The 22,551-nt window shown below is 44.5% G+C and carries 20 protein-coding genes; 11 read left to right on the top strand and 9 right to left on the bottom strand.

Annotation, left to right across the window (positions count from 1 at the left end):
- Positions 1 to 6 precede the first annotated feature (6 nt).
- Both Q4549_RS20495 and Q4549_RS20490 read right to left on the bottom strand, forming a co-directional pair.
- Positions 7 to 1,038 carry an ABC transporter substrate-binding protein gene (locus Q4549_RS20495; RefSeq protein ID WP_303557261.1) on the bottom strand — a complete coding sequence of 344 codons (1,032 nt, stop codon included), beginning with the start codon at positions 1,036 to 1,038 and terminating at the stop codon, positions 7 to 9.
- A 160-nt stretch (positions 1,039 to 1,198) separates the two neighbouring features.
- Entirely contained in the window at positions 1,199 to 2,374 is a 1,176-nt protein-coding gene (locus Q4549_RS20490; protein WP_303554259.1) for a multidrug effflux MFS transporter, read from the bottom strand.
- Positions 2,375 to 2,468: 94 nt separating this feature from the next.
- On the opposite strand from Q4549_RS20490, the gene Q4549_RS20485 reads away from it, so the two are divergent.
- Positions 2,469 to 3,422 (top strand): LysR family transcriptional regulator, encoded by a 954-nt coding sequence (locus Q4549_RS20485; RefSeq protein ID WP_303554257.1) that lies wholly within the window; start codon positions 2,469 to 2,471, stop codon positions 3,420 to 3,422.
- Here the strand turns inward: Q4549_RS20485 and Q4549_RS20480 are convergent.
- Positions 3,409 to 4,596 carry a potassium/proton antiporter gene (locus Q4549_RS20480; protein ID WP_303554255.1) on the bottom strand — a complete coding sequence of 396 codons (1,188 nt, stop codon included), beginning with the start codon at positions 4,594 to 4,596 and terminating at the stop codon, positions 3,409 to 3,411. The genes Q4549_RS20485 and Q4549_RS20480 overlap by 14 nt on opposite strands.
- Positions 4,597 to 4,744: 148 nt before the next feature.
- Here Q4549_RS20480 and Q4549_RS20475 point away from each other — a divergent pair, with 148 nt between their 5' ends.
- Both Q4549_RS20475 and Q4549_RS20470 read left to right on the top strand, forming a co-directional pair.
- Positions 4,745 to 6,709: a bifunctional 2',3'-cyclic-nucleotide 2'-phosphodiesterase/3'-nucleotidase gene (locus tag Q4549_RS20475; protein WP_303554253.1), complete on the top strand. Its 1,965-nt coding sequence runs from the start codon at positions 4,745 to 4,747 to the stop codon at positions 6,707 to 6,709.
- 195 nt (positions 6,710 to 6,904) lie between these two features.
- Positions 6,905 to 8,152: a methyl-accepting chemotaxis protein gene (locus Q4549_RS20470; protein ID WP_161985177.1), complete on the top strand. Its 1,248-nt coding sequence runs from the start codon at positions 6,905 to 6,907 to the stop codon at positions 8,150 to 8,152.
- Positions 8,153 to 8,209: 57 nt separating this feature from the next.
- On the opposite strand, the gene Q4549_RS20465 is transcribed toward Q4549_RS20470, so the two are convergent.
- On the bottom strand, positions 8,210 to 8,686 hold the full coding sequence (locus Q4549_RS20465) for an RDD family protein (protein WP_303511386.1): 477 nt from the start codon (positions 8,684 to 8,686) through the stop codon (positions 8,210 to 8,212).
- Between the two features lie 238 nt (positions 8,687 to 8,924).
- Between Q4549_RS20465 and Q4549_RS20460 the strand changes: the two genes are divergently transcribed.
- A complete protein-coding gene (locus Q4549_RS20460; RefSeq protein ID WP_303554249.1) occupies positions 8,925 to 10,364 on the top strand; it encodes an MBL fold metallo-hydrolase RNA specificity domain-containing protein in 1,440 nt (479 codons plus the stop codon).
- A gap of 139 nt (positions 10,365 to 10,503) precedes the next feature.
- Complete coding sequence (locus Q4549_RS20455) at positions 10,504 to 10,938, top strand: hypothetical protein (protein ID WP_303554247.1); 435 nt, start codon at positions 10,504 to 10,506, stop codon at positions 10,936 to 10,938.
- 17 nt (positions 10,939 to 10,955) lie between these two features.
- Here Q4549_RS20455 and Q4549_RS20450 read toward each other — a convergent pair whose 3' ends face one another.
- The gene (locus Q4549_RS20450; RefSeq protein WP_303554245.1) at positions 10,956 to 11,582 is read right to left on the bottom strand and encodes a hemolysin III family protein; all 627 of its coding nucleotides are present in this window, start codon (positions 11,580 to 11,582) and stop codon (positions 10,956 to 10,958) included.
- A gap of 316 nt (positions 11,583 to 11,898) precedes the next feature.
- Between Q4549_RS20450 and Q4549_RS20445 the strand changes: the two genes are divergently transcribed.
- The 6 genes from Q4549_RS20445 to Q4549_RS20420 all read left to right on the top strand — a co-directional run bounded on the left by Q4549_RS20445 (position 11,899) and on the right by Q4549_RS20420 (position 18,051).
- The gene (locus Q4549_RS20445; RefSeq protein WP_303554243.1) at positions 11,899 to 13,041 is read left to right on the top strand and encodes a hypothetical protein; all 1,143 of its coding nucleotides are present in this window, start codon (positions 11,899 to 11,901) and stop codon (positions 13,039 to 13,041) included.
- Between the two features lie 228 nt (positions 13,042 to 13,269).
- Entirely contained in the window at positions 13,270 to 14,040 is a 771-nt protein-coding gene (locus Q4549_RS20440) for a hypothetical protein (protein ID WP_303554241.1), read from the top strand.
- Between the two features lie 26 nt (positions 14,041 to 14,066).
- Positions 14,067 to 16,046 (top strand): hypothetical protein, encoded by a 1,980-nt coding sequence (locus Q4549_RS20435; protein WP_303554239.1) that lies wholly within the window; start codon positions 14,067 to 14,069, stop codon positions 16,044 to 16,046.
- Positions 16,047 to 16,205: 159 nt separating this feature from the next.
- A complete protein-coding gene (locus tag Q4549_RS20430) occupies positions 16,206 to 17,018 on the top strand; it encodes an ion transporter (protein WP_303554237.1) in 813 nt (270 codons plus the stop codon).
- Between the two features lie 147 nt (positions 17,019 to 17,165).
- Entirely contained in the window at positions 17,166 to 17,399 is a 234-nt protein-coding gene (locus Q4549_RS20425) for a hypothetical protein (protein WP_303554235.1), read from the top strand.
- A 331-nt stretch (positions 17,400 to 17,730) separates the two neighbouring features.
- Positions 17,731 to 18,051, top strand: a complete 321-nt coding sequence (locus tag Q4549_RS20420) for a hypothetical protein (RefSeq protein WP_303554233.1) — start codon at positions 17,731 to 17,733, stop codon at positions 18,049 to 18,051.
- A gap of 134 nt (positions 18,052 to 18,185) precedes the next feature.
- Here Q4549_RS20420 and urtE read toward each other — a convergent pair whose 3' ends face one another.
- Genes urtE through urtB form a run of 4 tightly spaced genes read right to left on the bottom strand, consistent with a single transcriptional unit; the run spans position 18,186 to position 22,469 of the window.
- The gene (gene urtE, locus Q4549_RS20415; protein WP_303511367.1) at positions 18,186 to 18,881 is read right to left on the bottom strand and encodes an urea ABC transporter ATP-binding subunit UrtE; all 696 of its coding nucleotides are present in this window, start codon (positions 18,879 to 18,881) and stop codon (positions 18,186 to 18,188) included.
- 11 nt (positions 18,882 to 18,892) lie between these two features.
- Entirely contained in the window at positions 18,893 to 19,651 is a 759-nt protein-coding gene (gene urtD / locus Q4549_RS20410) for an urea ABC transporter ATP-binding protein UrtD (protein WP_137674141.1), read from the bottom strand.
- Positions 19,644 to 20,858 carry an urea ABC transporter permease subunit UrtC gene (gene urtC / locus Q4549_RS20405; RefSeq protein ID WP_303554231.1) on the bottom strand — a complete coding sequence of 405 codons (1,215 nt, stop codon included), beginning with the start codon at positions 20,856 to 20,858 and terminating at the stop codon, positions 19,644 to 19,646. The genes urtD and urtC overlap by 8 nt, the downstream gene beginning before the upstream one ends.
- Before the next feature lie 3 nt (positions 20,859 to 20,861).
- The gene (urtB, locus tag Q4549_RS20400; protein WP_303511362.1) at positions 20,862 to 22,469 is read right to left on the bottom strand and encodes an urea ABC transporter permease subunit UrtB; all 1,608 of its coding nucleotides are present in this window, start codon (positions 22,467 to 22,469) and stop codon (positions 20,862 to 20,864) included.
- Positions 22,470 to 22,551 lie beyond the last annotated feature (82 nt).

Here is a 22,551-nt window from a genome sequence, read left to right as displayed (position 1 = left end):
GTCACCTCATTGCACGACGGGGAAATTAAAAGACTTGTCCCGTTCTAGCAACAAGGTATCAAAGGAGATATCGCTCCAGTTTTTGTCTTTCAATTGCTGGTACTCCTGGGTTCCCGGAACCAGTAGTTGAAACATATTAGAATTAACGGTAGCTGGAATAGGTTTGCCCAACTGATGTAAATAGATAAGATTTAAGGCTAAGCCTGCAGCACTAAAATGGCCACCGCCTAAGGCACTTATCTCGCCAGTTTCACGCAGCTCTAAGGCTTTTGCTGAGGTATTCACGGTGCCAACAAATATATCTTTTCCTGCTTGTTTACCCGCTTCTTTAATGGCTTTCAGGCTGCCAAATGCCATGTGGTCGTTGGCCGTCCACAAAAAACGTAGCTGCGGATAACGCTGCAATAACACTTTGGTTTGGTAGTAGCTACGTTGTTCGTCCCATTGCCCATAAACAATTTGGCGCATATTGATCGATGTTTGCTGCAGAAAAAACGCCTCTGCCCCCCCTTCTCTGGCCACTGAGGCGGGAGTGGCTTTGTCACCGGAAATAATCACTGCATCACCGCCGCCTCCCTCCGCGGCAGCATGCATGGCTTGAGCGGTCGCATAGCCAATCGCGTAATTGTTAGGGACTAAGCTACTTAATAAGTATTTTTGCCAATGTGGATTTAGCTTGCGTAAGGCCAGCTGATCTTCATCTAAATCGTTTAATATCACGACCACATAAACCGCATGCCCTTCTAACAAACTAAGCATACGCGGCAAGGCTTGGCGCTCGTTTACTAACATTAAATAGTCAGGTAATTGCTGGTTCTCAATCATCCATTCAATATGCTTGAGCTTAGAGTAGTGATTACGTTCGCTGTGAAAGGTTTGTAAATCTAGGTCCAGCTGTTTAGCGGCAACGGCTGCAAAGGTGTCTACGTCCTGCCAAAAACTTTCATCTGCTTTACCAGGGTTCAAAAACACCACAGAACCTTGCCCCCATACCAACGGGCAAAACACTAACAATAAAATAACCACGTTTCTTTTCAAATTAAGGCAACCAGCAAGTATTGGTTTTGCTTAGTTAAAACTATAAACCACCCTGCGGATTTAGCCTGTTTAGTTTGTTAAAACTCGCCCTAACCACCTTAATAAACGCAAAAAGCGCCAAGTGGCGCTTTTAAACAAATAACTCAACAAATTCAAATAACTATTTGTAAGCCTGATTATTTAGTGGTGAGCCAAACAAACCAGCAAACATCAGTACGCAAGGTAAGGCCATTAACAAGGCCAGCTGTTCGCTACTGGCTAATCCACTCACGCCTAGTATGCCCACCAAACAGGCAGAGCCAGTCATTTGAATAAAACCCAGCAACGCAGACGCAGTACCCGCTTTATTGCCAAACGGCGCTAAAGCGCTGCCCGTTCCTACTGCGATTAATAAACAAAAACCAATGCTTGATACAAATACCGGTGCCATAAACGCCAAGGGATGCAAAATGCTTTGTGCCAGCACCAAGGCGACTGCCGCGCCAGCCATCAAACTAGCTCCAAGCCACAAGCCCACTGTTTGGCCAAGCCACTTAATTACTTGCGGTGCTATAAATGCGGCGACGATGTTAATCGCCGCATTGCTACCAAACCAAAAGGCGTAATCACTGCTTGAGAGCTGCATATCCACCATTAAACGACTAGGTGATTGAGACACATAAGCGATGATCATTGCCATGCCTAGCATCACCAATAACGAGTAAAAGCGAAAACTGGCCACCCGTAATACGCTGCTATAACGGCTTAGTGAATACAAACGCCCGCTAAAAGTATCACTTTGTGGCTTAGTTTCTTTCAATCCCAGCAGCATGCTCAAAAACACCAGCACGGCAAAACCCACCATGAACCAAAAGTTAGCCGACCAAGACCACCAATGCGTTAGCACGCCGCCCAGCAAAGGAGCTAATGCTGGCACGATGCAAATCACACCATTGAGATAACTAAACATACTTTTGGAGCGCTCAGCGCCAAAGTGGTCACGTACTCCAGCAAATGCAGCCACCGATAAACAACTGGCCGCAATGCCTTGGCCCAAGCGGGCAAGCATTAATACTTCGTAACTGTTGGCTAGCGCCGCAAGTGCAGAGGTAACCAGGTAAAGCAGCGCACCAATTAAGGCGATGGGTCGGCGGCCAAAGCGATCCGCTAAAGGCCCCACAAATAGCTGGCCAATGCCAAAAGCAAACAAAAACACCGGAATGGTTTGCGCTATCCACGCCACCGGAACATTAAAGGCTTCGGCCATTTCCGGTATAGCAGGCAAAAAGATGTCGATGGCTAAGGGAGAAAACAGCACCATTAGCATGAATATGGGTAAAGGGTTAGACAAACGCATTAATCACTCCTAGTTCTAGCTGGGCATTGTAGAACTGCAGTAATATGAATGATAATGATAGTTTGGATTCAGCCTAAGTCGCTAAAGGAATATTATGTCACAGCAATATGACCTAAATTTACTGCGAGTGTTACTCACCTTGCTAGAAGAGCAAAGTGTATCGCGCGCGGCAGAAAAATTATTCCTCACCCAATCTGCCGTTAGCAAGCAATTAGCTAAGTTAAGACAACAACTTAACGATCCACTATTTGTTCGCCATGCCGGAGGATTAAGCCCCACGCCGCGAGTGCGTAGCCTTGAACCCAAACTGAGACAATGGCTGCAAAGCGCCAATGACATGATTGAAGCGGAAGGTTTTGAGCCAAGTTCCAGCCAACGAAACTTTCGTTGTTGCTTGAACGAAACCTGTTTTACTACCTTACTGCCGCGATTTTTTGGCAAATTAATGCAACAAGCACCGGGCTTAAAACTCGATACTCACCGTTTAGACAGTTACAGTATTGATGGCTTAATTAAGGGTGAATTTGATCTTGCGATTATTGCTCGAGACAACGATGAACGCGCCCCAAGTACCTTTCAAACACGACAAATCCCCGAGCAACTGCAAACTGTAGAACTGTTTACCGAAGACCATGTATGCTTAGTTCGCAACAACCACCCAGTGCTACAAAAGCCATGGAACTTACAGCTCTATTTAGCGCAAGCGCATGTAAATTGTGAATGTGAAGTGGGCGACCGTTGGTTATTACACAGTGTCTTGGCCGACCAAGGCTTACACATTGAAAACAGCACTCTTACTGCGGATTTTTTTGCAGCATCCTTGTTATGTAAATCCAGTGATTTAGTGTTTACCTGCACCCGCAGCTTCGCCACTGAAGTGATGGATACTCACCAGCTCACCATGTTGCCTTTACCGGTAGTAATGGCGCCGTTTAGCTATTTACTGGCTTGGCCGCAACATTTGGAGCACGACCAAGCACATCGCTGGTTACGTCAATTCATTATTGAGCATTGCAGCAAAACCACCGAGCCCGTTAATCCTGATTAAGTTTTAATTTCTTAGCCAAGGGTTCAATGGCTGCGCCTTGGATAAATACCGAATAGAGAACCACAAAAAACACCATGTGCATCATCTCTAAAGCACCTTCTACTCCAGCAGCGGCGGGGATGAGGGCAAACACAATTGGAGTGGCCCCTTTCAAACCAATGGAGGAGATAAATAAACGTTTTTTCCAAGACGCTTTGGTAAAAGGTAAATAGCAAAGCTGCACTGCTAGCGGCCTAGCGACCAGCATGAGCAACACACTAGGGATAAGGGCTAGCCATACCACCTCAAGCAACTGCTGAGGGAAGATCTGCAAACCCAAGATAATAAACATGATGGCTTGTGCCAGCCAAGACACACTATTAAAGAAGTGTTTATTTACTTCTTTTCCTCGCTTCAAACCATTACCAATCACTACACCAGCAACATACGATGCCACCAAAATATTACCGCCCGCCAGTTCGCTGCCATAGGCCGCCAGAATGAAACAGGCTAATACAAATACTGGAATCAATCCGTATTCTTGCAAGCTAATTTGGCGCAGAGCAATAACACACAGTTTACCCACTACATAACCAATGGCGAGGCCGCCAACAATTTGCAGGGTTAAAGTTTGGCTTATTTCTAAGGCCGATACACCACTATCTGGCGCTAACGACAAGCCCGTAAGAATCACCACCATAATCAGTGCCACCGGGTCATTGGTGGCCGATTCAAACTCCAGCACCGTATCGGTACTTTCTTTAAGTTTGAGTTTTTTTGATTCAAGAATAGAAAACACAGCCGCAGCATCGGTAGAGGACACCACCGCAGCAAACAACAAACAATATACAAAGTCGTAGTCGCTAACTAAGTGAAAGATGACCGCAAAAATAAATGAAGTAAACAGCACGCCCAGGGTAGATAACACTCCACCTTCTTTATACGCCAGCTTAATATTGCTTATTGGAGTATTAATGCCACCAACAAACACAATAATGTTCAGCGCAAATGACCCCACCAATGAAGTCACTTGCAAGTTGTCGTAAACAAAGTTGAATTCACCGTTACCAATCGACAACCCCACCCCCATAAAAATCAGCAACGAGGGAATACCCAAAGTACGCGAGGGGTGGTGTAATAAAATGCCTACGGCAATCAAGCCGGCTAGGCCAAGTAAAACCAACTGGTAGGGCATGGCAACTCCAAAAATTTTGCACTATTTTAGCATAGCTAAGACTTTGAATTAGTACTGCAAATACACTTTAACAACGCAATGAGACACAACACTTAGTTGGGTCTGCTATGGTTTATTTTATTACTTAGTTTATAACCATGGAGTCATCATGCAGGGTTTAAAATTTTTAGTTTTTTCCAGCCTATTTTTATCAATCAGTGCCCATGCCCACGATTCAACCTTAACACTGCGGATCATTGAAACCACCGACATTCACGCCAATGTGATGGATTTTGATTATTACAAAGATAAACCCTCGGCAAAAATTGGCTTAGTTCGCACTGCTAGCTTAGTGAAACAAGCACAAGCAGAAGTCGCTAACAGTGTATTGGTGGATAATGGCGATTTAATACAAGGTAGCCCTATGGGTGACTACATTGCCAATAGGGGCTTGAATAAGCAGCAAGTTCATCCAGTTTACAAAGCCATGAATACCTTAAATTATGAGGTGGGCAATATCGGTAATCATGAGTTTAACTATGGCTTAGCCTTTTTAGATAAGGCCTTGAGTGGCGCCGCTTTCCCCTATATTAACGCCAATGTTATTCAAAGTGACAACCAGCAAAACTACTTCTCTCCTTTCTTGATTAAAAGCTACAGCTTTAACGATAAGGCTGGTCAAGCTCAAGCACTGAAGATTGGTTACATAGGCTTTGTGCCGCCACAAATTATGATTTGGGACAAAGCCAACTTAGAAGGAAAAGTCAGCGCTCAAGACATTAAGCAAAGTGCCGAATTTTGGGTGCCCAAAATGAAAGCTGAGGGAGCCGATATTATTATCGCGATTCCTCACTCAGGTTTATCTACCGACCCTTATAAACTGATGGCAGAAAACTCGGTGTACTATCTTTCTGAAGTCCCCAATATAGACGCGATTGCCTTCGGCCATGCCCACAGCGTATTTCCAGGTAAAGGCTTTGATAACCTGCCAGGAGTAGACAACCAACTTGGCACCATTAATGGTGTGGCTGCGGTAATGCCTGGTCGCTGGGGCAGCCATGTGGGCATTATCGACTTAGAGTTAACACACACCGAAAGCGGTTGGAAAGTTAGCAAAAGCCAATCTATCAATCGGCCTATTTTTGATAACAGCAGCCAGCAAGCCCTCGCTAAACCAGACCCTAAAATTGTTGCCGCGGTGGCGTCCGATCATCAAGCCACTCGTGATTATGTTAATCAACCTTTGGGCAAATCGAGTGATTTGATGTACAGCTTCTTGGCCTTAGTGCAAGACGACCCAACCATTCAAATTGTTAACCTAGCACAAGCCGATTACGTGCAAACATTGATTCAAGGTGACCCAGACTTAGCCGACTTACCGGTGTTATCTGCTGCCGCGCCATTTAAAGCCGGAGGGCGAAAAAACGACCCAAGTAATTATACTGAGGTGGAAGCCGGCGAGCTTACCGTTAGAAATGCCGCCGACTTATATCTTTACCCTAATACTCTGGTGGTACTTAAAGTAAGCGGAGCAGAGGTTAAAGACTGGCTTGAATGTTCAGCCGGACAATTTAATCAAATAGACCAAATGCAAGCCACACCGCAAGCCTTAATTAATTGGGACCAGTTTAGAACCTATAACTTTGATGTGATTGATGGAGTCAATTACCAAATTGATGTGAGCCAGCCAGCGCGCTTTGACGCCGATTGCAAACCGGCTAATCCTCAGTCTGAGCGGATTAAACAACTCACTTATCAAGGCAAAGCGATAGACCCTTCACAGCAGTTTTTAATTGCCACTAACAACTACCGCGCCTATAGCGGAGGCTTTGCAGGCACCGGCGAAGATAAAGTAGTGATTCAAGCCCCTGATGAAAACCGCACCGTATTGGCCAATTACATTAGTCGTGTGAGCAAAAGCCAAGGAGAAATAAACCCTACTGCGGATAACAACTGGACATTTGCACCCTTGCAGTCAAAAAGCAAAGCCAAAATAAACATCTTTTTCGAAACCTCGCCCAGCGACAAAGCTGCCAAATTTATCGCGGATAACGCAATTTATCCGATGCAGAAAGTCGGCTTAGATGATAGCGGATTTGCCCTCTATCAAATCGATTTACAAAGCCATCCTTAATCAAGGTTGCGGCCAGCAGCTTAACCCGCTAGGCCGCGGTTTTACCTTACTATGCCAACAGTTTTAGATATCGCTCACTGCGCGGCATCTAAAACTGAACTTTTTTGCTTGTTCATCAACAATATCCGAGGAAAATAGAGCGCAAAATTCAAAAGTATGCGATTGTATCCGCAGACGCATTCACGGAGGATCAGAATGGCGAATCTGTCGTTTAAATTTAAACTACTTATCAGTATCACTGTATTATTTATTGTTGTGTTAACCAGCATGTTGATGTTTGGCGGAGCCTCGCTCAGTGCCGAACAAGCGGCAGCCGCTAGCCAGCTAAGTGCTGCAGAATTGCAGGCACTATTTGCCCAAACGGCAGCTGACGCAAAAGGCAAGATGATCATGATTTCTGCGGTTGTGGGAATCATCGCGCTATTTATTGTATCTCGTATCGTGCAGGGCTTTTTGGAGCCGCTCAACGCCATAACGCGTCGCATTGGCTACCTTGCCGGCAAAGATGGTGATTTAACCTTAAAATTAGATATTCAAAGCCACCAAGAACTGCTTGAAATGTCTACGCAGTTTAATGCCTTCACTGAAAAGCTACGCCTGATGATTACCCAACTGCAACAGCAATCAGGCCAACTCACTGAAGGCTCAAAAACTCTCGCTAAAAATGCAGAATCTGCCGGAGAAGCTAGCCGTTTACAACGCAACGATACCGACAACGTAGCCGCTGCCGTAAACGAAATGTCTTCTACGGCTAGCGACGTTGCCGGTCTTGCTCAAGGCACTGCCAATAACGCCCAACAAGCTGAACAACAGCTCAGTAAAACTCAGCAAGAGTTTCAAAACTCGGTTGAGCAAATTCGCGGTGTATCCACCAGCATGGAAGGCATTAGCGAACGTATCACTAAAGTGGCCGGGCGCAGCCAAGATATTAATAGCATTCTAGAAACCATTCGCGGCATTGCCGAGCAAACCAACTTATTAGCACTGAATGCAGCGATTGAAGCAGCACGAGCTGGTGAGCAAGGGCGTGGTTTTGCGGTTGTTGCTGATGAAGTGAGAAACCTAGCAGGTAGAACACAAAGCTCAACTGAAGAGATTAATCAGCTCATTCAAGCCCTACAAAGCGACGTGAACGCAACGGTTGATTTAATTGCCACTAGCCGTGAGCAAGTGAACACCACCGCTGTAGATACCGAAGCCAGCTACGAGCAGCTACACACTGTAGTCGCAAGCATTACCGCGATTAACGATAATGCCGTTCAAGTAGCAACAGCAGCCGAACAACAAAGCCAAGTGAGCGAAGAAATTAATCGCAATATTACCGGCATTGGCGAAGCGGCTGGCGTGCAGAACTCATTAGCGCATGACATAGAAACCATCAGTACTGAGTTGTCGCAAGTGGCTAAGTTAATTGATAGTCAGCTTTCCACACTAAAAGCTTAAACCTAGTTCTAGATGATAAAAGGCTGCCATTGGCAGCCTTTTTTGTTTCAGCATGGCTTAATCTTGATTCTTTATCACAATGGTATTGGCCATTCGATCGCCTAAACGGCGTTTTCCTTGAAACAAAATAAAAATCGCGTCAATCCAGCCAATAAATGGACTCAAAATATTCCGTCCAAAAGACTGAAAGTAGCTACAATATGCGCCGCTGTCCTTATCAATAACCGTAATCCTTAAAAACCTTTTGGCAATACTTTGGCCTTTAGGCAAACCATCAGATAACAAAAAATAGCTAGCAGCAGCGAATAGCGCTATCCAGCTAGCACTCTCGGTATCGTTAACCATATAGTGGCCTAACTTTAAACAAACTAAATACAGCAAAACACTGATCAAGCCATCAATTACCTGCCCGACATATCTACGCCCAACAGACGCTAATTTTGTTGAGCTTAAATGTTGAGACTTAGCCGCTAAAGAGTTTCCATTGGTATCTGCGTCATCTATCTCAGATAAGCTCGGTTCAATTCTACTCATTGTTATTCCATTAACTAATACACTATTGATATTTATACCACTTATAAGCGTTATCTTCACTTAACATCCCGCTAGTACAAGCTTTTGCCAATCCAGCCAATACCTCTTATCTCAGTGCTCTTTTACCCAACGAACTGTAACGATTTGCTATGGCGCACAAAATACCCACAAACGCTGGTCTATCCTTACAGTGAAGACGTCTAAATAAGACGCCAAAGAACTGAAAAGAGGAACCAACATGACCATGACTCTGCAGTTTTTAGGTGCCACCGAAGAAGTCACCGGCTCTTGTCACTTACTCACGCTAGATCAACACCAAATATTATTAGATTGTGGGCTTATTCAAGGCAGCAAAGCCGATGCTATGCGCAATTATCAAGACTTCCCCTTTGATCCGAGTAGCATCGACGCGGTCATTCTTAGCCATGCCCATATCGATCACTCTGGGCGCATTCCCCAATTAGTCAAAGCGGGTTTCACCGGCCCTATATACACCCATAAAGCCTCGGCAGAACTTTGCGAAATCATGCTTAAAGACACAGCAATGCTGCAAGCCCGAGATACTCAAAGGCTTAACAAAAAGCGTATTCGCAATAACTTGCCCGAACTTGAAGCCTTGTTTGATGACCAAGATGTTGCACAAACCGTAAAACAATTTGTGCCGCTAAATTATGGCCAAAAGGTAGCGCTGTTTCCGCAACTCAGTCTGCAACTTTCTGATGCTGGGCATATTCTAGGGTCGGCGATTGTCGAGTTATGGCTGAGTGAAATAGGCACTCGCAAAAAACTGGTATTTAGCGGTGACTTAGGCCGAGAAGGCATGCCTATTTTGAATGACCCAGTAGCCATTGAGCAAGCCGACTTGGTGCTAATGGAAAGCACTTACGGCAATCGCTTCCACCGCTCGTGGGACGATACCATTAGTGAATTGGAGCAGATTTTTTCCGCCGCTATTAGTGGCAGCCAAGGCAATATACTATTGCCCGCATTCTCGGTAGGGCGCGCCCAAGAACTACTGTATTTATTCCACCTTTATGCCAAACAATGGGACTTATCACGCTGGAAGATTTGCTTAGACAGCCCCATGGCGATTGAAGCTACCAAAGTGTATATCAACAATTATCCGGTGATGGATGATGACTTCAAACGCTTTACTCGTCAGCATCCTGGCGAACATCCACTGTTATCCAATGTAGAATTCATTCAAAGTACTGAGCAATCAATGGAGCTAAACGAGGTAAGTAAAGGCTTAATCATTATTGCAGGCAGTGGCATGTGTAACGGCGGTCGGATCCGCTGTCATTTAGAACACAATTTGTGGCGTAGCGAATGCGATGTGATTATTTGTGGCTACCAGGCAATCAGTACACCGGGGCGTATGTTAGTTGATGGCGCCGACCACCTCACCATCCGCGGTAAGCCAGTAAAAGTTGCCGCAAAATTACATACCGTGGGCGGTTTATCGGCCCATGCCGATCAAGCCGAGTTAATGAGCTGGTACCAACAGTTTGTAGATTCTCCACCATTAATATTAGTGCACGGCGAGACCAGCGCTCAGCAAGGACTTATTGATGCTATACGGGAATCACCGTCCTGTCAGCCGCAGGCTTTAGTGGCAGCCAAACGAGGCGACAAGTTAGATTTAGGCGCTCTACCCGAACTAGTCTGGCTGCCTTAGCAAACCAAAGTATTACCTGGTAAAAAGGTGCGTTAGCAAACAGTTATTGGCTGTTGTGAGAGGTTTAACGTTGACCTCCCCCAGCTTAAGTGATAATTAAGTCACTTTAATTTCCCATAACAATAAACGTAATTTTTCTATGAATCTCAGTACATTAGCTATTTCAATTATGAGCTTAAGCATTATTGCATGCTCAAATGTAGAGCAAGCGGCGGTAACCAAAGCAACATCACCCCCTCCTTCGCTGGTAGGTCTTTGGGGGAACTCTGATGACCATGGTCAATCGGTATGGGGCTTCGATCAATTTAATGCCGACGGCACAACGCTAAGTTGGGGAGTGATTCCAGATACCTATGCTGACTTTAGAATTGATGGCACCTATGAGATAAGCGACACCACCGATAAAACGCTTTGCACCACCATTACTAAATCAACTATTCCACAAATTATGCCTATTGGCAGTATTTGGTGTGATCAGATCATTTCGATAAACGAAAACGAGCTACTGTACATAGATGGTGAAGGCCAACAAAACATACTGTACCGACAAAAAGTAGGTAAAGCTTATTACTAATAAGCCTTGGGCTAAACTTAAATAACATAGCCATACACCGTGGCAAAGTGGCATGCGCACCCCGCCACAACAAACAGATGCCAAATGGCGTGAGTATAGGGTTTATGTTTAGCGACATAAAACATCGCCCCCACGCTAAACAGCAAGCCTCCGGCCGCTAACAGCCACAATCCTTCCGCTGCTATATGTTGATACATAGGATACGCCAAGGCTAACGATAACCACCCCATGGATAAGTAAGTGGTAAGCGAGACTTTAGGGAAGCGAGTGCCAGTGAGTAACTTAAAGCCCACGCCAAAAGCCGCCAAGGTCCATATCACTATCATCGAAATAAGCGACAACAAACCGTCAAACGACACCAGTAAAATTGGCGTATAGGTGCCCGCTATCAGTAAATAAATAGCTGAATGATCAAACAGTTTTAAACCGGCTTTCCAAGAGTGTTGAACCACAGCGTGATACAAAGATGAGGCCAGAAATAACAATATCAGTGAGCCGCCATAAATACTCACCGCGGTTAATTCCAGAGCGCCATCCGCTTTAGCAACTAACATCACTAAACCCACAATCGCTATCAGTAAGCCCAATACATGAGAGATCACATTGAGTTGTTCTTCTCTAGCGCTATAGCTAGTAGCCAGCATTTAATTACCCAAACTATTATCGACTTTTTATCACCATAATATTTCAGCGTACACATGTACACTGAAATATTTAAACCATTTTCTTTCACTAGGATAAAGCGGCCAATAAACATCACTAAACAAGAATTTAAAAGCAAAGCTAAACCAATGAAAGTAAGTTAATTAATCAATCTTTATTGTTTAAATCGCTATCCTGATAGCTGCTTTAGCCATCTAAAAAAACATTCTGTTTAAAGCCGTGCCAACAAATTCACTCAGCTTGCCTATACTCAAACTGCACAAAAGTGATAGTTATTCACCCTGTTAAGGCGAAGAGATGAAGCAACAGTTACCCCTAGAATTAGCGCAATCTTTGGCACTAAGCAAGGACGTTAGCCAGCTGCAATTTCACCAGCTACTGCAAAACATAAGTGACGACCCGCAGCTCAAACAATTTGCCCCAGATGGTATTTGCCAAATTGATCCACGCAATGGCAACTTAGTAATCTACAATTCGGCCCGGGCAAAACGGGTGCACACCACAGCTAAACCTAGCCAACATCAAAACGATACACAGTGCCCAATTTGTGAGGGGAAAAGCGCCGATATATTAGATATTGCCGAACACAGCGAAGGCTTTACCTTCATTAATAAAAACCTCTACCCCATCTTCCACCCTATTCAAGATATTCCTCAGGAAGAAGCCGACTACTTTCTGCATCAAGATCCAGAGCACCAAGGTCGCGCGTCTTACGGCTTTCACTTGCTGCAATGGACCTCATCTTTACACAATAAAGATTGGCAAAACTTGCCTTATGCCGACGCCCTTATCAGTTTTGAACGCTTGGCAGTATTAGAGAAAAGTTTGCTTTGCCAACCTACCGACTTTATGGCGCGTTCAGAAACTCAGCTTAACCAAGAAGTGGTGAGCGGCTATGTGTCGATCATTAAAAACTATGGGGCGAGCGCTGGCGCGTCTTTGGTGCATGGACATCAGCAGATCGCTTACAGTAATATTTTGCCGCAGCACTTTTTCAACAATTTGCGTTTTAGAAAACGCCATAACAAATCCTTTAGCCAATACATGATTGAAGAAAACCCGCCAGAATTGCTGATCAAAGATTACGGCGAGTGGCAATTACTGGTGCCTTATTTTATGAAACGACCACTAGACATGTTGCTCATTTTAAAAGACGCCGACAAACGCTATTTACATCAGTTAAATCAAGATGAACAGCAGCAGGTGGTGTTGGGGTTACAGCAAGCCATTCAAGCGATTTTGGCTTTAATGGAGCAAATGAACATATTGCCTGCTTACAACATGATCATTAACAATGGGCCAGGCTGTGGCTTATATGTGGAATTTCTACCTAAAACTCAAATGATGGGGGGTTATGAGCAAATTGGCTTATTTGTTTGCCAAGATAATGCCGCTCACTCCGCCGAACGACTCCGTGAGTATATAAATGCGGCAGACTAAGCAGGGCAACTTCGCTTATTCAAGCTTCAATAAATGGGCAAATAACAAACAAGAATGGCAAGTAAAAATAAATTAAATCAATCCTCTATAAATAATTCAAATAGATTCGTTAAGTTACGAACCACCGCATTGTTAGTGTAATAATCTTCCCGCAAAATCTGCGCAAATGGGCAACTTATAGCCCATTCCTTTTGTATTAAATAGACCAATTGCAGTAGCGAGAACAGTATGGAAATATCTCACCCTACCACCATAAGAGTGGGTAAAAATGACTATGACTTCGACATTATTTCAATAACAAAAACCTATGGTGGTTCTAAACACTTTAGTGATGGTATCAACATATATCTAGAAGATAACAATGGCAAAGTAGAAACAATGGGCGTTGATTTTAAGCCTGATATTCCGCCAACCACTCAGCATATTTCAACCCTATGGGGCGAAGACAAAAAAAATAAAAAAACGTTTCGTTTTGGCTACTACCTGCACTCCAATGACTTCTTGGGTTATACCTCTCAAGCTAATCTATTAAACGCTGCCAAGCGCATCATTCCACTACAAGGTTTTGCCGCAAAGCTAGAGAAGTGGAAGCCGTTAATCACTGGTTTTTTGGTACTACTGTTTGCTTGGAGTGCATTCTGGGCTGGCGCCAGTATCAGCCGCTACGGAATAATGTCTTTCTTTCAATCAATACCTTATATATTGATCGACACCCCTCATTTAATTAGCAACTTTTCTGATGCCGCGCGCTACAACAATGTTAGCTACGGTTGGGCATTCATGGGCGCTATTGCGGGTTTTGTGCTCAGCAAAGTATTCATTGGTATTCCGCTTGGTCGGCTGCGCAACAAGATGCGCTTAGCCTTTGCTGGCTCGCTAAAACAAGAACTTATCAAAGCTTTTGAAAATACTAAGCAAGCAGCACCTGCAGCTCCGATTTCTGGCAAGCCTAGTTCAGATGCAACCACCGATGCCGACGGCTACCAAACTCTTATTTAATCCAAGATATCGTTTAAGGAAATAACATGTCTTTTGAACATGGTTCTCTCAATTTAGGGATCCGCAATCCCTTTCGCTTTGAAGGTACCTTGCGTGCCATTCGCGGTGGCATAACCGCACTTCTTGGTTTACTCGCGCTACTAAACGTAGCGAGTGCAGTGCAAACCCACCCTATTACTGGCTGGACTTACGCACTGATTGGCTTTTTATTAATGGCTAATGGCTTATGGACCCTAGGCCGCGGCTTAATGCAGGTGATGCGCTTTTACGTTGGACGCTCAGCGCCTACTTCGCTGTCGTTTAACCACGCTAAGTCTGAGCAAGATAGTGCCAGCCGAGAAAAAAGAGATGTGGCCTACGACCAGCAACAAATAGAATCTATGTTGGTTGGCAGCAAAAACTACACCTTTAAAGAGCCGGTTGGCTTAGTGGCGCGCTTACTGCACACCTTGTTCCCCAAAATAACTTTTGTGCCTTACCCAATTCAAAACCTAGCACAGCGAATTACCGGCGCCTTAACGCAAACCTTGGTGGCCTTGTTTATTTTCGCCATCTTAAGCTTTGTGACTTCGGTAGGTTTAGCTGGCGGCAATGCAACCCTGTTGATGCCGTTTTTTGCCTTCACTTTATTGTGCTACATCGCTTTAGTGTGGTTTAGAGCTGGTAGGCCGCTTAACCGCCAACTTGGCCGAGGCATTGAAACCGTCAGCGCATTGGGTTTTGTAAAAATGGTGGTGATCTGTAGCTTAGTCCCGGTCATTGTAAACAGCCTGCTTAACAAGGTATTTGAATACCAAGAAACCATGAAAGCCGCAATTATCGACAGCTTACGTGGGGTAGAAATAGCGCCTGAGCTATTGAGCAATGCCGAAACAGAAGTCGCCAACATGGTTAACCTTGCCTATAACAGCTATAGCAACTCAACCTGGTTAGGTTTGATCTTTGTCTTCTCCATCATCAGCTGCGCGCTGGTTCTTGGCCTGACCGCGTTGCGTGCCAGAGAAGCCAATCCAAGCACCGAAATTACCGACAAACTGCCTCGCACCAGTGAAGTAGGTGCGCGACCAATGGACATTTTCAACGAGTTCACTCACCAAGTGATGGAACGTCGCCGCTACATGAAAGTGCCCAACCGTGTATATAAACCTTTAAGTGCTCGTCAAAACCCAAACAATGGTGAGTTTGACGGAGAAGTGATTCAGGAAACCCAGCCTAAAACACTGGATAAAAATGATGAGCCCGTCGCTAAAAAGCTACGCATTATTACCACCAGTATCGCGCAAGCATTATTGCTGCTAGCCACCTTGTTAGTGTTTTACAGCCTAACGCCTGTAACAACCTTTACCGATTACTTTGATGGCATTGATTTCGATGCCTTAAGCAATGAACAAGGTAAAGAGTTTGCACTTATCAGTATTGAGAGCTTTTTCTCAGTATTAGGAGTATTAGCAGCCGCTGCCGTATGTGGTATTTTTGGCCGCTTACTAAGCAACCTAAGTCACCCCTTCTGGAGTGAGATTCAGTTTGAATCAAGCTTGGTTTACTTCAAGTGTAAGGGCACAGTTAAAGAAGATACCCGTACCTTTGGTAAAGGTTATAACGACAGCACCAGCCTAGAAACCAGCGTATTCACCTCTACTATTCAGCCACGCTTGTTTGTTACTCGTGTCATCAGCTCTACCTTTGCCGGTATTGGTAACACCAATCTAATGTTCCCACGCCACATTATGACCATGCATGGCGACGAGAACTTAGCCGACGAGTTACATCACGAACTAATGCACAGCATTACTGGCCGAGCAGGTACAGCCGCCATGAATGATGAACAGCGCAAAGTGATTGATGAGTACAACAGCTCAAACCTAGAGATGAAAGCAGAATCAGCACCAGAGCGTTTAGCTAATCGCAGCAGCGAATTAAGCTTAGACGCGCCTAAAGCACAAGCTGCTTTAGCGCAAAAAAACGATGCTGAAGATGAGTTAGCCACCCAGGCCGATACTCACTAAGCCACTTAAGCCAGTAGCCTTTTCGGGCTGCTGGCTTACTTTTTACTTCGCTCCGCCCTAAACCAGTAATCACCATAGGCATCATCTAAGGCTTGAGTTCGCTGGCATACTTCAGGCAAACTCTAAATAAGTCTTATTTAACTACAGAGTTGCTTTCCTTTGTCTCAGCCTAGCAATCAATTACAAACTCAATTTGAACGGCTAAAACGTAACAAGCTGTTTGAGCTATTTGTTATCTCGGTGATCTTGGTATCCGCTCTACTGATTGGTGCCAAAACCTACCCGCTGCCACCTCAAGTAATTACCGCAACGGTGATTCTCGACTACCTCATCACCTTGTTTTTCCTGATTGAGCTTACTATTCGCTTTATCGCCGAGCCCCACAAAAAACGCTTCTTTAATAACTTCTGGAATGTGTTTGATACACTGATTGTATTGGTGAGCCTCGTCCCGATAGAAAACTCCGAACTGGCGGTTATTGGCCGCTTAATTCGCGTTTTTCGGGTGCTGCGCATGGTGTCGATTATTCCCGAGTTGCGCATTCTGCTTACGTCTTTGGTTAAAGCATTACCGCAACTAGGTTATGTAATGCTGCTAATGTTTATCATCTTCTATATTTATGCCGCCATTGGTAGCACCTTGTTTGAGCAAATAAACCCTAATCTTTGGGGCGATATTGCTATCTCAATGCTTACCCTGTTTAGGGTAATGACCTTTGAAGATTGGACCGACGTAATGTACGAGACCATGGCGGTGTACCCCTTAAGCTGGAGTTACTTCTTAAGCTTTATCTTCCTTTCCGCTTTTGCCTTTCTCAACATGGTAATTGGCATTGTGGTGAATGTAATGGAGCAAGAACACGCTAAAGTGAGAGAAGAAAACAGTGTGGCAGAAGGCACCAACGAGCCTTCGTTACGCGAGTTACAGCAAGAACTAAAAGAGATAAAAGCCTTACTCAAGCAACAAAAGTAAACCGTTTAGTTAAAGGCTTAACAAGCAATGTTGTTAAGCCTTATTTATACGCCAAACAGAATTTTCGAACAAATACTAAACCGACACTTGCTCTAACCTAAAGGATGGTTAATGATAACTATTCGCAACAAGTGTTTGGAGAGGACTATGGCTCATCAATCGGCAACACCACCTAGAATCCACTTGAGCTTGTCGGTCGACAAACTACAACAGCTGCTGGCCTCAGGAGCGATTTGCATTAACGACTTGTCAGACATTCAAGCAGAAGCAAAACCCATCCTGTGGAAAATGTGCCTGCAAAACTGTAAATCAGGCGCTTGTGAACGACGACCAAAAGCAATCAACGATGGTGTGACTCTCAAAGTTAAGAATTTAGACTAAACAAAATGTTAGTCCCTAAGCTGAAATTCAAGTTGCTTTAGTTAACTTGTTATCATCCCTTTACCACCTCCCCCTCTAATACATGTTTTAGATTTGTTAGCAGGCAAAGCACAGGGGTTATTAATATCTGTATTCAAAGGTACTTGTATAACTCGTCACTAATCACTAATAATTTATTTATCATTTTCTACCGTAGGTAGCTGATGGCAATATTAAAAAGTGATATTCTTGCGTTTTTAAAATAAACCTTAATAGGAAAAACGCCTTGTTTAAACAAGGCGTTTTTCCTATTAAGAAGCTGTTATATTTCAATCAACAAAAGGACTTTTAAATGAAAAAAATCACACAGTTTATTGTAGCGTTGACCCTATCAACCTCTGCATATGCAGCCGACTTAAGTGAAAGTACATTACAGGGAGAGTGGCTAGTAGTTGAGTTTATGGGTAGTCCTGATGAGGATAATACTAAATGGCAGTTTGAAGGGAATCAGTTCTATCAAAAAATGGGAAATTCTAGAATGAGCCCAGACCAATTTGAAATAAAAGAAGGGACAATTGATCTAGATTACGCGCAAATTGAAGTGACAAGCTTCGATGGTAAAAACATGGAAGCAATAATGGCTGACTTCAAATATCGATTGATTAAGCAGTAAATTTGGCAATACATTAATCCCCTCCTTGCTAACACGCTTTGTTAAAAAAGGTTAGAAGTTTAGCAATAAGCTACCAGAACATATAAAAAAAGCCGCTCAAGTGAGCGGCTATAACATTAACGCGAGTTAACTTTTTAAACGCTCATCCAACGTTTTACGTCGGCTTCATCTATTTCATCTTTGCTGCCTTGCAACACTACGTTGCCGCGATCTAACACGGTGTAGTGGTCGGCTAAAGCTACCGCAAAATCAAAGTACTGCTCTACCAATACAATCGCCATTTCGCCGCGATCGCGCAGTAGTGCTAATACCTTTTGAATGTCTTTAATAATTGAGGGCTGAATACCTTCGGTGGGTTCATCCAACATCAGCAACTTAGGGCGCATGATTAAGGCTCGCGCAATGGCTAACTGTTGTTGTTGGCCACCTGACAAATCACCGCCACGGCGCGCTAGCATTTGCTTTAACACTGGAAACAAACGGAAGATTTCATCGGGAATAAAACGCTCGGATTTTGGCAATACCGAAAAACCCGTTTTAAGGTTTTCTAATACCGTAAGTTGGCCAAAAATCTCACGTCCTTGCGGCACTATTGCTATGCCTTGTTTGGCACGTTGCGCCGCCGACATTTTGCTTATGTCTTTGCCGTTAAACATGATGCTGCCAGCGCTAATACTTTGCTGACCAGCTAAGGCTTTAAGCAAGGTGGTTTTACCCACCCCATTACGCCCTAGTACACAGCTAATTTTGCCCGGCTCGGCACTTAAGCCTACATTGTAAAGCGCTTGGCTTGCCCCGTAATGACTATCAACTTGAGAAAGTTCTAACATTAATTCTTCTCCTAACGCCCTAAGTAAACTTCGATGACTTGCTGATTTTGCTGTACTTGCTCAAGGGTGCCTTGGGCTAATACCGAGCCTTCATGCAATACCGTTACCGGGCAATCGAGGGCTTTAACAAAATCCATATCATGCTCTACCACAACTAAAGAGTGCTTTTTAGCCAACTCCTTAAACAGTTCAGCAGTAAGGGCGGTTTCTTCGTCGGTCATACCTGCGGCTGGCTCGTCAATAAGCAATAGCTGCGGCTCTTGCATAATTAACATGCCTATTTCTAACCACTGTTTTTGCCCATGAGACAACGAGCCCGCTAGCCAATCTTGTTTATCGGCTAAACGAATCAGCGCTAAGGTGTCGTTGATTTGTTGATTATCGTTAGATGATAACTTATGGATCAGTGATTCAAATACACCACGGCGACCAGCAAGGGCTAACTCCAAGTTTTCAAACACGCTGAGGTTTTCAATCACCGAGGGTTTTTGAAACTTACGACCGATGCCAATGTTGGCAATTTCGGCTTCATCGTGTTGGGTAAGGTCGATGTCGTTATTAAAAAATACCGTGCCTTCATCAGGGCGCAGCTTTCCAGTAATCACATCCATCATGGTGGTTTTACCGGCACCATTAGGGCCAATAATGGCGCGCATTTGTCCCGGTTCTAGAATCAATGACAAGCTGTTTAAGGCTTTAAAACCATCAAAGCTTTTGGTTACACCATCTACATACAAGATGGTGTCTTGAGGAATATGTACACTACGCATTTACTGCTCCTTCCGCCGAGTCAGTTGAATCCGTTTTAGCTGCGGTTGCCGCTTCTTCACTGGCTTTTTGCTGAGCAAGTTCCGCGTTCTTTTTAGTGGCCGCACGTTCTTGCAGCTTAGCTTTAATGCTGCCATATAAACCCACCACACCTTTAGGTAACCACAGCGTGGTAATCACGAATAAGGCGCCTAAGAAGAACAGCCAAAGCTCTGGGAATGCCCCTGTAAACCAAGACTTACCAAAGTTAACTAACAAGGCGCCAAATACCGCACCAAATAAGGTTCCACGACCACCTACCGCTACCCATACAATGCTTTCGATTGAGTTAAGCGGAGCAAACTCGCCGGGGTTAATAATGCCCACTTGCGGCACATATAAAGCGCCTGCAACACCGGCCAACATAGCTGATACTACAAATACAAATAACTTAAAGCGCTCTACTCGATAGCCAATAAAACGGGTGCGGCTTTCGCTATCACGCACCGCAATAAGCACTCGACCTAGTTTTGAATTAACAATCCAGCGACACAAGACATAGGCGCCTGCCAAGGCTAGGGCACTTAAAGCAAATAGCACAGCGCGAGTAGTGTCGGCTTGTAAGCTAAAGCCGAGAATATCTTTAAAGTCGGTTAAGCCGTTGTTGCCACCAAAACCCATGTCGTTACGGAAAAACGCCAGCATTAGCGCGTAAGTAAGCGCCTGAGTAATAATCGACAGATATACCCCAGTAACACGCGAACGGAAGGCTAAGTAACCAAAGATAAAGGCCAAAATACCTGGTGCTAAAAACACCATCAGCATGGCAAAGGGGAACATATCAAACCCCATCCAATACCACGGTATTTCAGACCAATCTAGGAACACCATAAAGTCGGGTAACTCTGGGTTGGCATACACACCACGGTCGCCAATTTGGCGCATCAAATACATGCCCATGGCGTAACCACCTAAGGCAAAAAATGCCCCGTGTCCCAAACTCAAAATACCGCAATACCCCCAGACCAAATCTACCGCTATCGCCAGTAAGGCATAACACAGGTATTTACCCAGTAAGGTTACCCAGTAAGAGCTTAAATGCATTGGGTTTTCTGGGCTAAGCGCTAGGCTCATAATCGGCACTAAAATCGCCGACAATAACAAAGCCAGCAACATCGCGTTGCCCACTTTATCTTTCACTAAAAATCGAACTAATAATGACTTAGGCATGGTTTAGTCCTCCACCGTACGGCCTTTCAAGGCAAACAAGCCTCGAGGACGTTTTTGAATAAACAGAATGATGAAAACTAACACCAAGATTTTGGCCAATACTGCCCCAGCAAAAGGTTCCATTAGCTTATTGGCAATACCCAAAGTAAGGGCACCAATCACCGTACCAAACAGGTTGCCTACACCACCAAATACCACCACCATGAACGAGTCAATAATGTAGTTTTGGCCTAAGTTAGGGCCTACGTTGGTAAGCTGACTTAAGGCTACGCCTGCAATACCCGCAATGCCCGAACCTAAACCAAAGGTCATGGCGTCTACCCAGCTTGAGCGGATCCCCATTGAGTTCGCCATTGGGCGGTTTTGAGTAACAGCTCGCATTTGCAAACCAAAGAAGGTTTTACGCAAAATAGTCCAGAGAGTGGCAACGACCATGAAGCTGAAAATAATGATGTATAAGCGGTTATAGGTAAGCGATAGCACGCCGTTAATTTCTAGCGAACCACTCATCCATTGTGGAGTAATTACCGCTTGGTTTAAGGGGCCAAAAATACTGCGTACTGCTTGCTGCAGCACCAAACTTAAACCAAAAGTCGCCAGCAAGGTTTCCAGTGGGCGACCATACAAAAAGCGAATCACACCACGCTCAATAAGAATGCCCACTAAACCCGATACTACAAAGGCCGCCGGAATTGCCACCAGCAGAGACCACTCAATATTGTTAGGCATTAATTGTTGAACCACATAAGTGGTGTACGCGCCCAGCATTATCATTTCGCCGTGGGCCATATTAATCACGCCCATCACGCCAAAGGTAATCGCCAAACCTACTGCGGCCAGTAACAGCACGGCACCCAAACTAATACCGAAGTACATATTCTCGGCAACGGTGTTAATTTGCAGTAGCTGTTGATTAGTGGCGATAGCTTTATCAATGGCAGCCAGAACTTGCGGGTCTTGTTCAGCTGATTGCTGTTTTACCAATACGTTTCGTGAAGCGGGATCAAGCTTACCAGCGAGCAGTTCAGCTGCTGCTTCTCTTGCTGCTGCATCTCCCTCTTGCAAGTTAATAATCGCCTGCATTTCTTTTAGTTTGGCGATCACGTCTTTGTCTTGCTCGGCCACCAAACGTTGCTCAATAATGGGTGTATACGAGGCATCTGCGGTATTCATTAACGAGCGGACCGCAGCAATACGTTCACTTGCATCGTTGGCGTTTAACCCCACCAGCGCCAAGCCATTACGTAATTGGCGACGAATTTTATTGTTAACCGAAATCTTTTTAATTTTAGATTTTTTAAGCGCACCTAAATCGGCGCCATCTATAACCGAACTTAAACGATAAAGACTGCCTTCTTTAATCGCCACAACCACTTGCTTATCAGATTTTTGATAGTACAAATTTGCTTCTAGCAAGCTGTTAAAAATAAGACTATTACGCTTATCACCAGTGGCAATAAGCTGTTCGATTGCTTGTTGTTTTTGATTATTTTTTTTAGCAGTTAAGGCCTGCACTGCCTGTTCCCAATCGCTAGCTGCCGCAGGTAATACCCATAATACGAGTAATACACTGGCGATAAAGCGAGAGAAACGAGATATGTATATGCTCAAAACAATCCCTACTCTTGATTGATTCAATACAAAAAGGCGCCACCGAACCACTTCGATCGCGCCTTTAAAAAAGTGCCTTTCG

The organism is Agarivorans sp. 2_MG-2023 (genome assembly GCF_030548085.1).
In the GTDB taxonomy this organism is placed as follows: Bacteria; Pseudomonadota; Gammaproteobacteria; order Enterobacterales; family Celerinatantimonadaceae; genus Agarivorans.
This window is presented reverse-complemented; position numbering and strand designations above follow the sequence as displayed.

What these genes read in the sequence shown, in the direction of transcription:
- Q4549_RS20490 (WP_303554259.1), bottom strand. Translation starts at nt 2,374, where the DNA reads ATGCGTTTGTCTAACCCTTTACCCATATTCATGCTAATGGTGCTGTTT.
- Q4549_RS20485 (WP_303554257.1), top strand. Translation starts at nt 2,469, where the DNA reads ATGTCACAGCAATATGACCTAAATTTACTGCGAGTGTTACTCACCTTG.
- Q4549_RS20480 (WP_303554255.1), bottom strand. Translation starts at nt 4,596, where the DNA reads ATGCCCTACCAGTTGGTTTTACTTGGCCTAGCCGGCTTGATTGCCGTA.
- Q4549_RS20475 (WP_303554253.1), top strand. Translation starts at nt 4,745, where the DNA reads ATGCAGGGTTTAAAATTTTTAGTTTTTTCCAGCCTATTTTTATCAATC.
- Q4549_RS20470 (WP_161985177.1), top strand. Translation starts at nt 6,905, where the DNA reads ATGGCGAATCTGTCGTTTAAATTTAAACTACTTATCAGTATCACTGTA.
- Q4549_RS20465 (WP_303511386.1), bottom strand. Translation starts at nt 8,686, where the DNA reads ATGAGTAGAATTGAACCGAGCTTATCTGAGATAGATGACGCAGATACC.
- Q4549_RS20460 (WP_303554249.1), top strand. Translation starts at nt 8,925, where the DNA reads ATGACCATGACTCTGCAGTTTTTAGGTGCCACCGAAGAAGTCACCGGC.
- Q4549_RS20455 (WP_303554247.1), top strand. Translation starts at nt 10,504, where the DNA reads ATGAATCTCAGTACATTAGCTATTTCAATTATGAGCTTAAGCATTATT.
- Q4549_RS20450 (WP_303554245.1), bottom strand. Translation starts at nt 11,582, where the DNA reads ATGCTGGCTACTAGCTATAGCGCTAGAGAAGAACAACTCAATGTGATC.
- Q4549_RS20445 (WP_303554243.1), top strand. Translation starts at nt 11,899, where the DNA reads ATGAAGCAACAGTTACCCCTAGAATTAGCGCAATCTTTGGCACTAAGC.
- Q4549_RS20440 (WP_303554241.1), top strand. Translation starts at nt 13,270, where the DNA reads ATGGAAATATCTCACCCTACCACCATAAGAGTGGGTAAAAATGACTAT.
- Q4549_RS20435 (WP_303554239.1), top strand. Translation starts at nt 14,067, where the DNA reads ATGTCTTTTGAACATGGTTCTCTCAATTTAGGGATCCGCAATCCCTTT.
- Q4549_RS20425 (WP_303554235.1), top strand. Translation starts at nt 17,166, where the DNA reads ATGGCTCATCAATCGGCAACACCACCTAGAATCCACTTGAGCTTGTCG.
- Q4549_RS20420 (WP_303554233.1), top strand. Translation starts at nt 17,731, where the DNA reads ATGAAAAAAATCACACAGTTTATTGTAGCGTTGACCCTATCAACCTCT.
- urtE (WP_303511367.1), bottom strand. Translation starts at nt 18,881, where the DNA reads ATGTTAGAACTTTCTCAAGTTGATAGTCATTACGGGGCAAGCCAAGCG.
- urtD (WP_137674141.1), bottom strand. Translation starts at nt 19,651, where the DNA reads ATGCGTAGTGTACATATTCCTCAAGACACCATCTTGTATGTAGATGGT.
- urtC (WP_303554231.1), bottom strand. Translation starts at nt 20,858, where the DNA reads ATGCCTAAGTCATTATTAGTTCGATTTTTAGTGAAAGATAAAGTGGGC.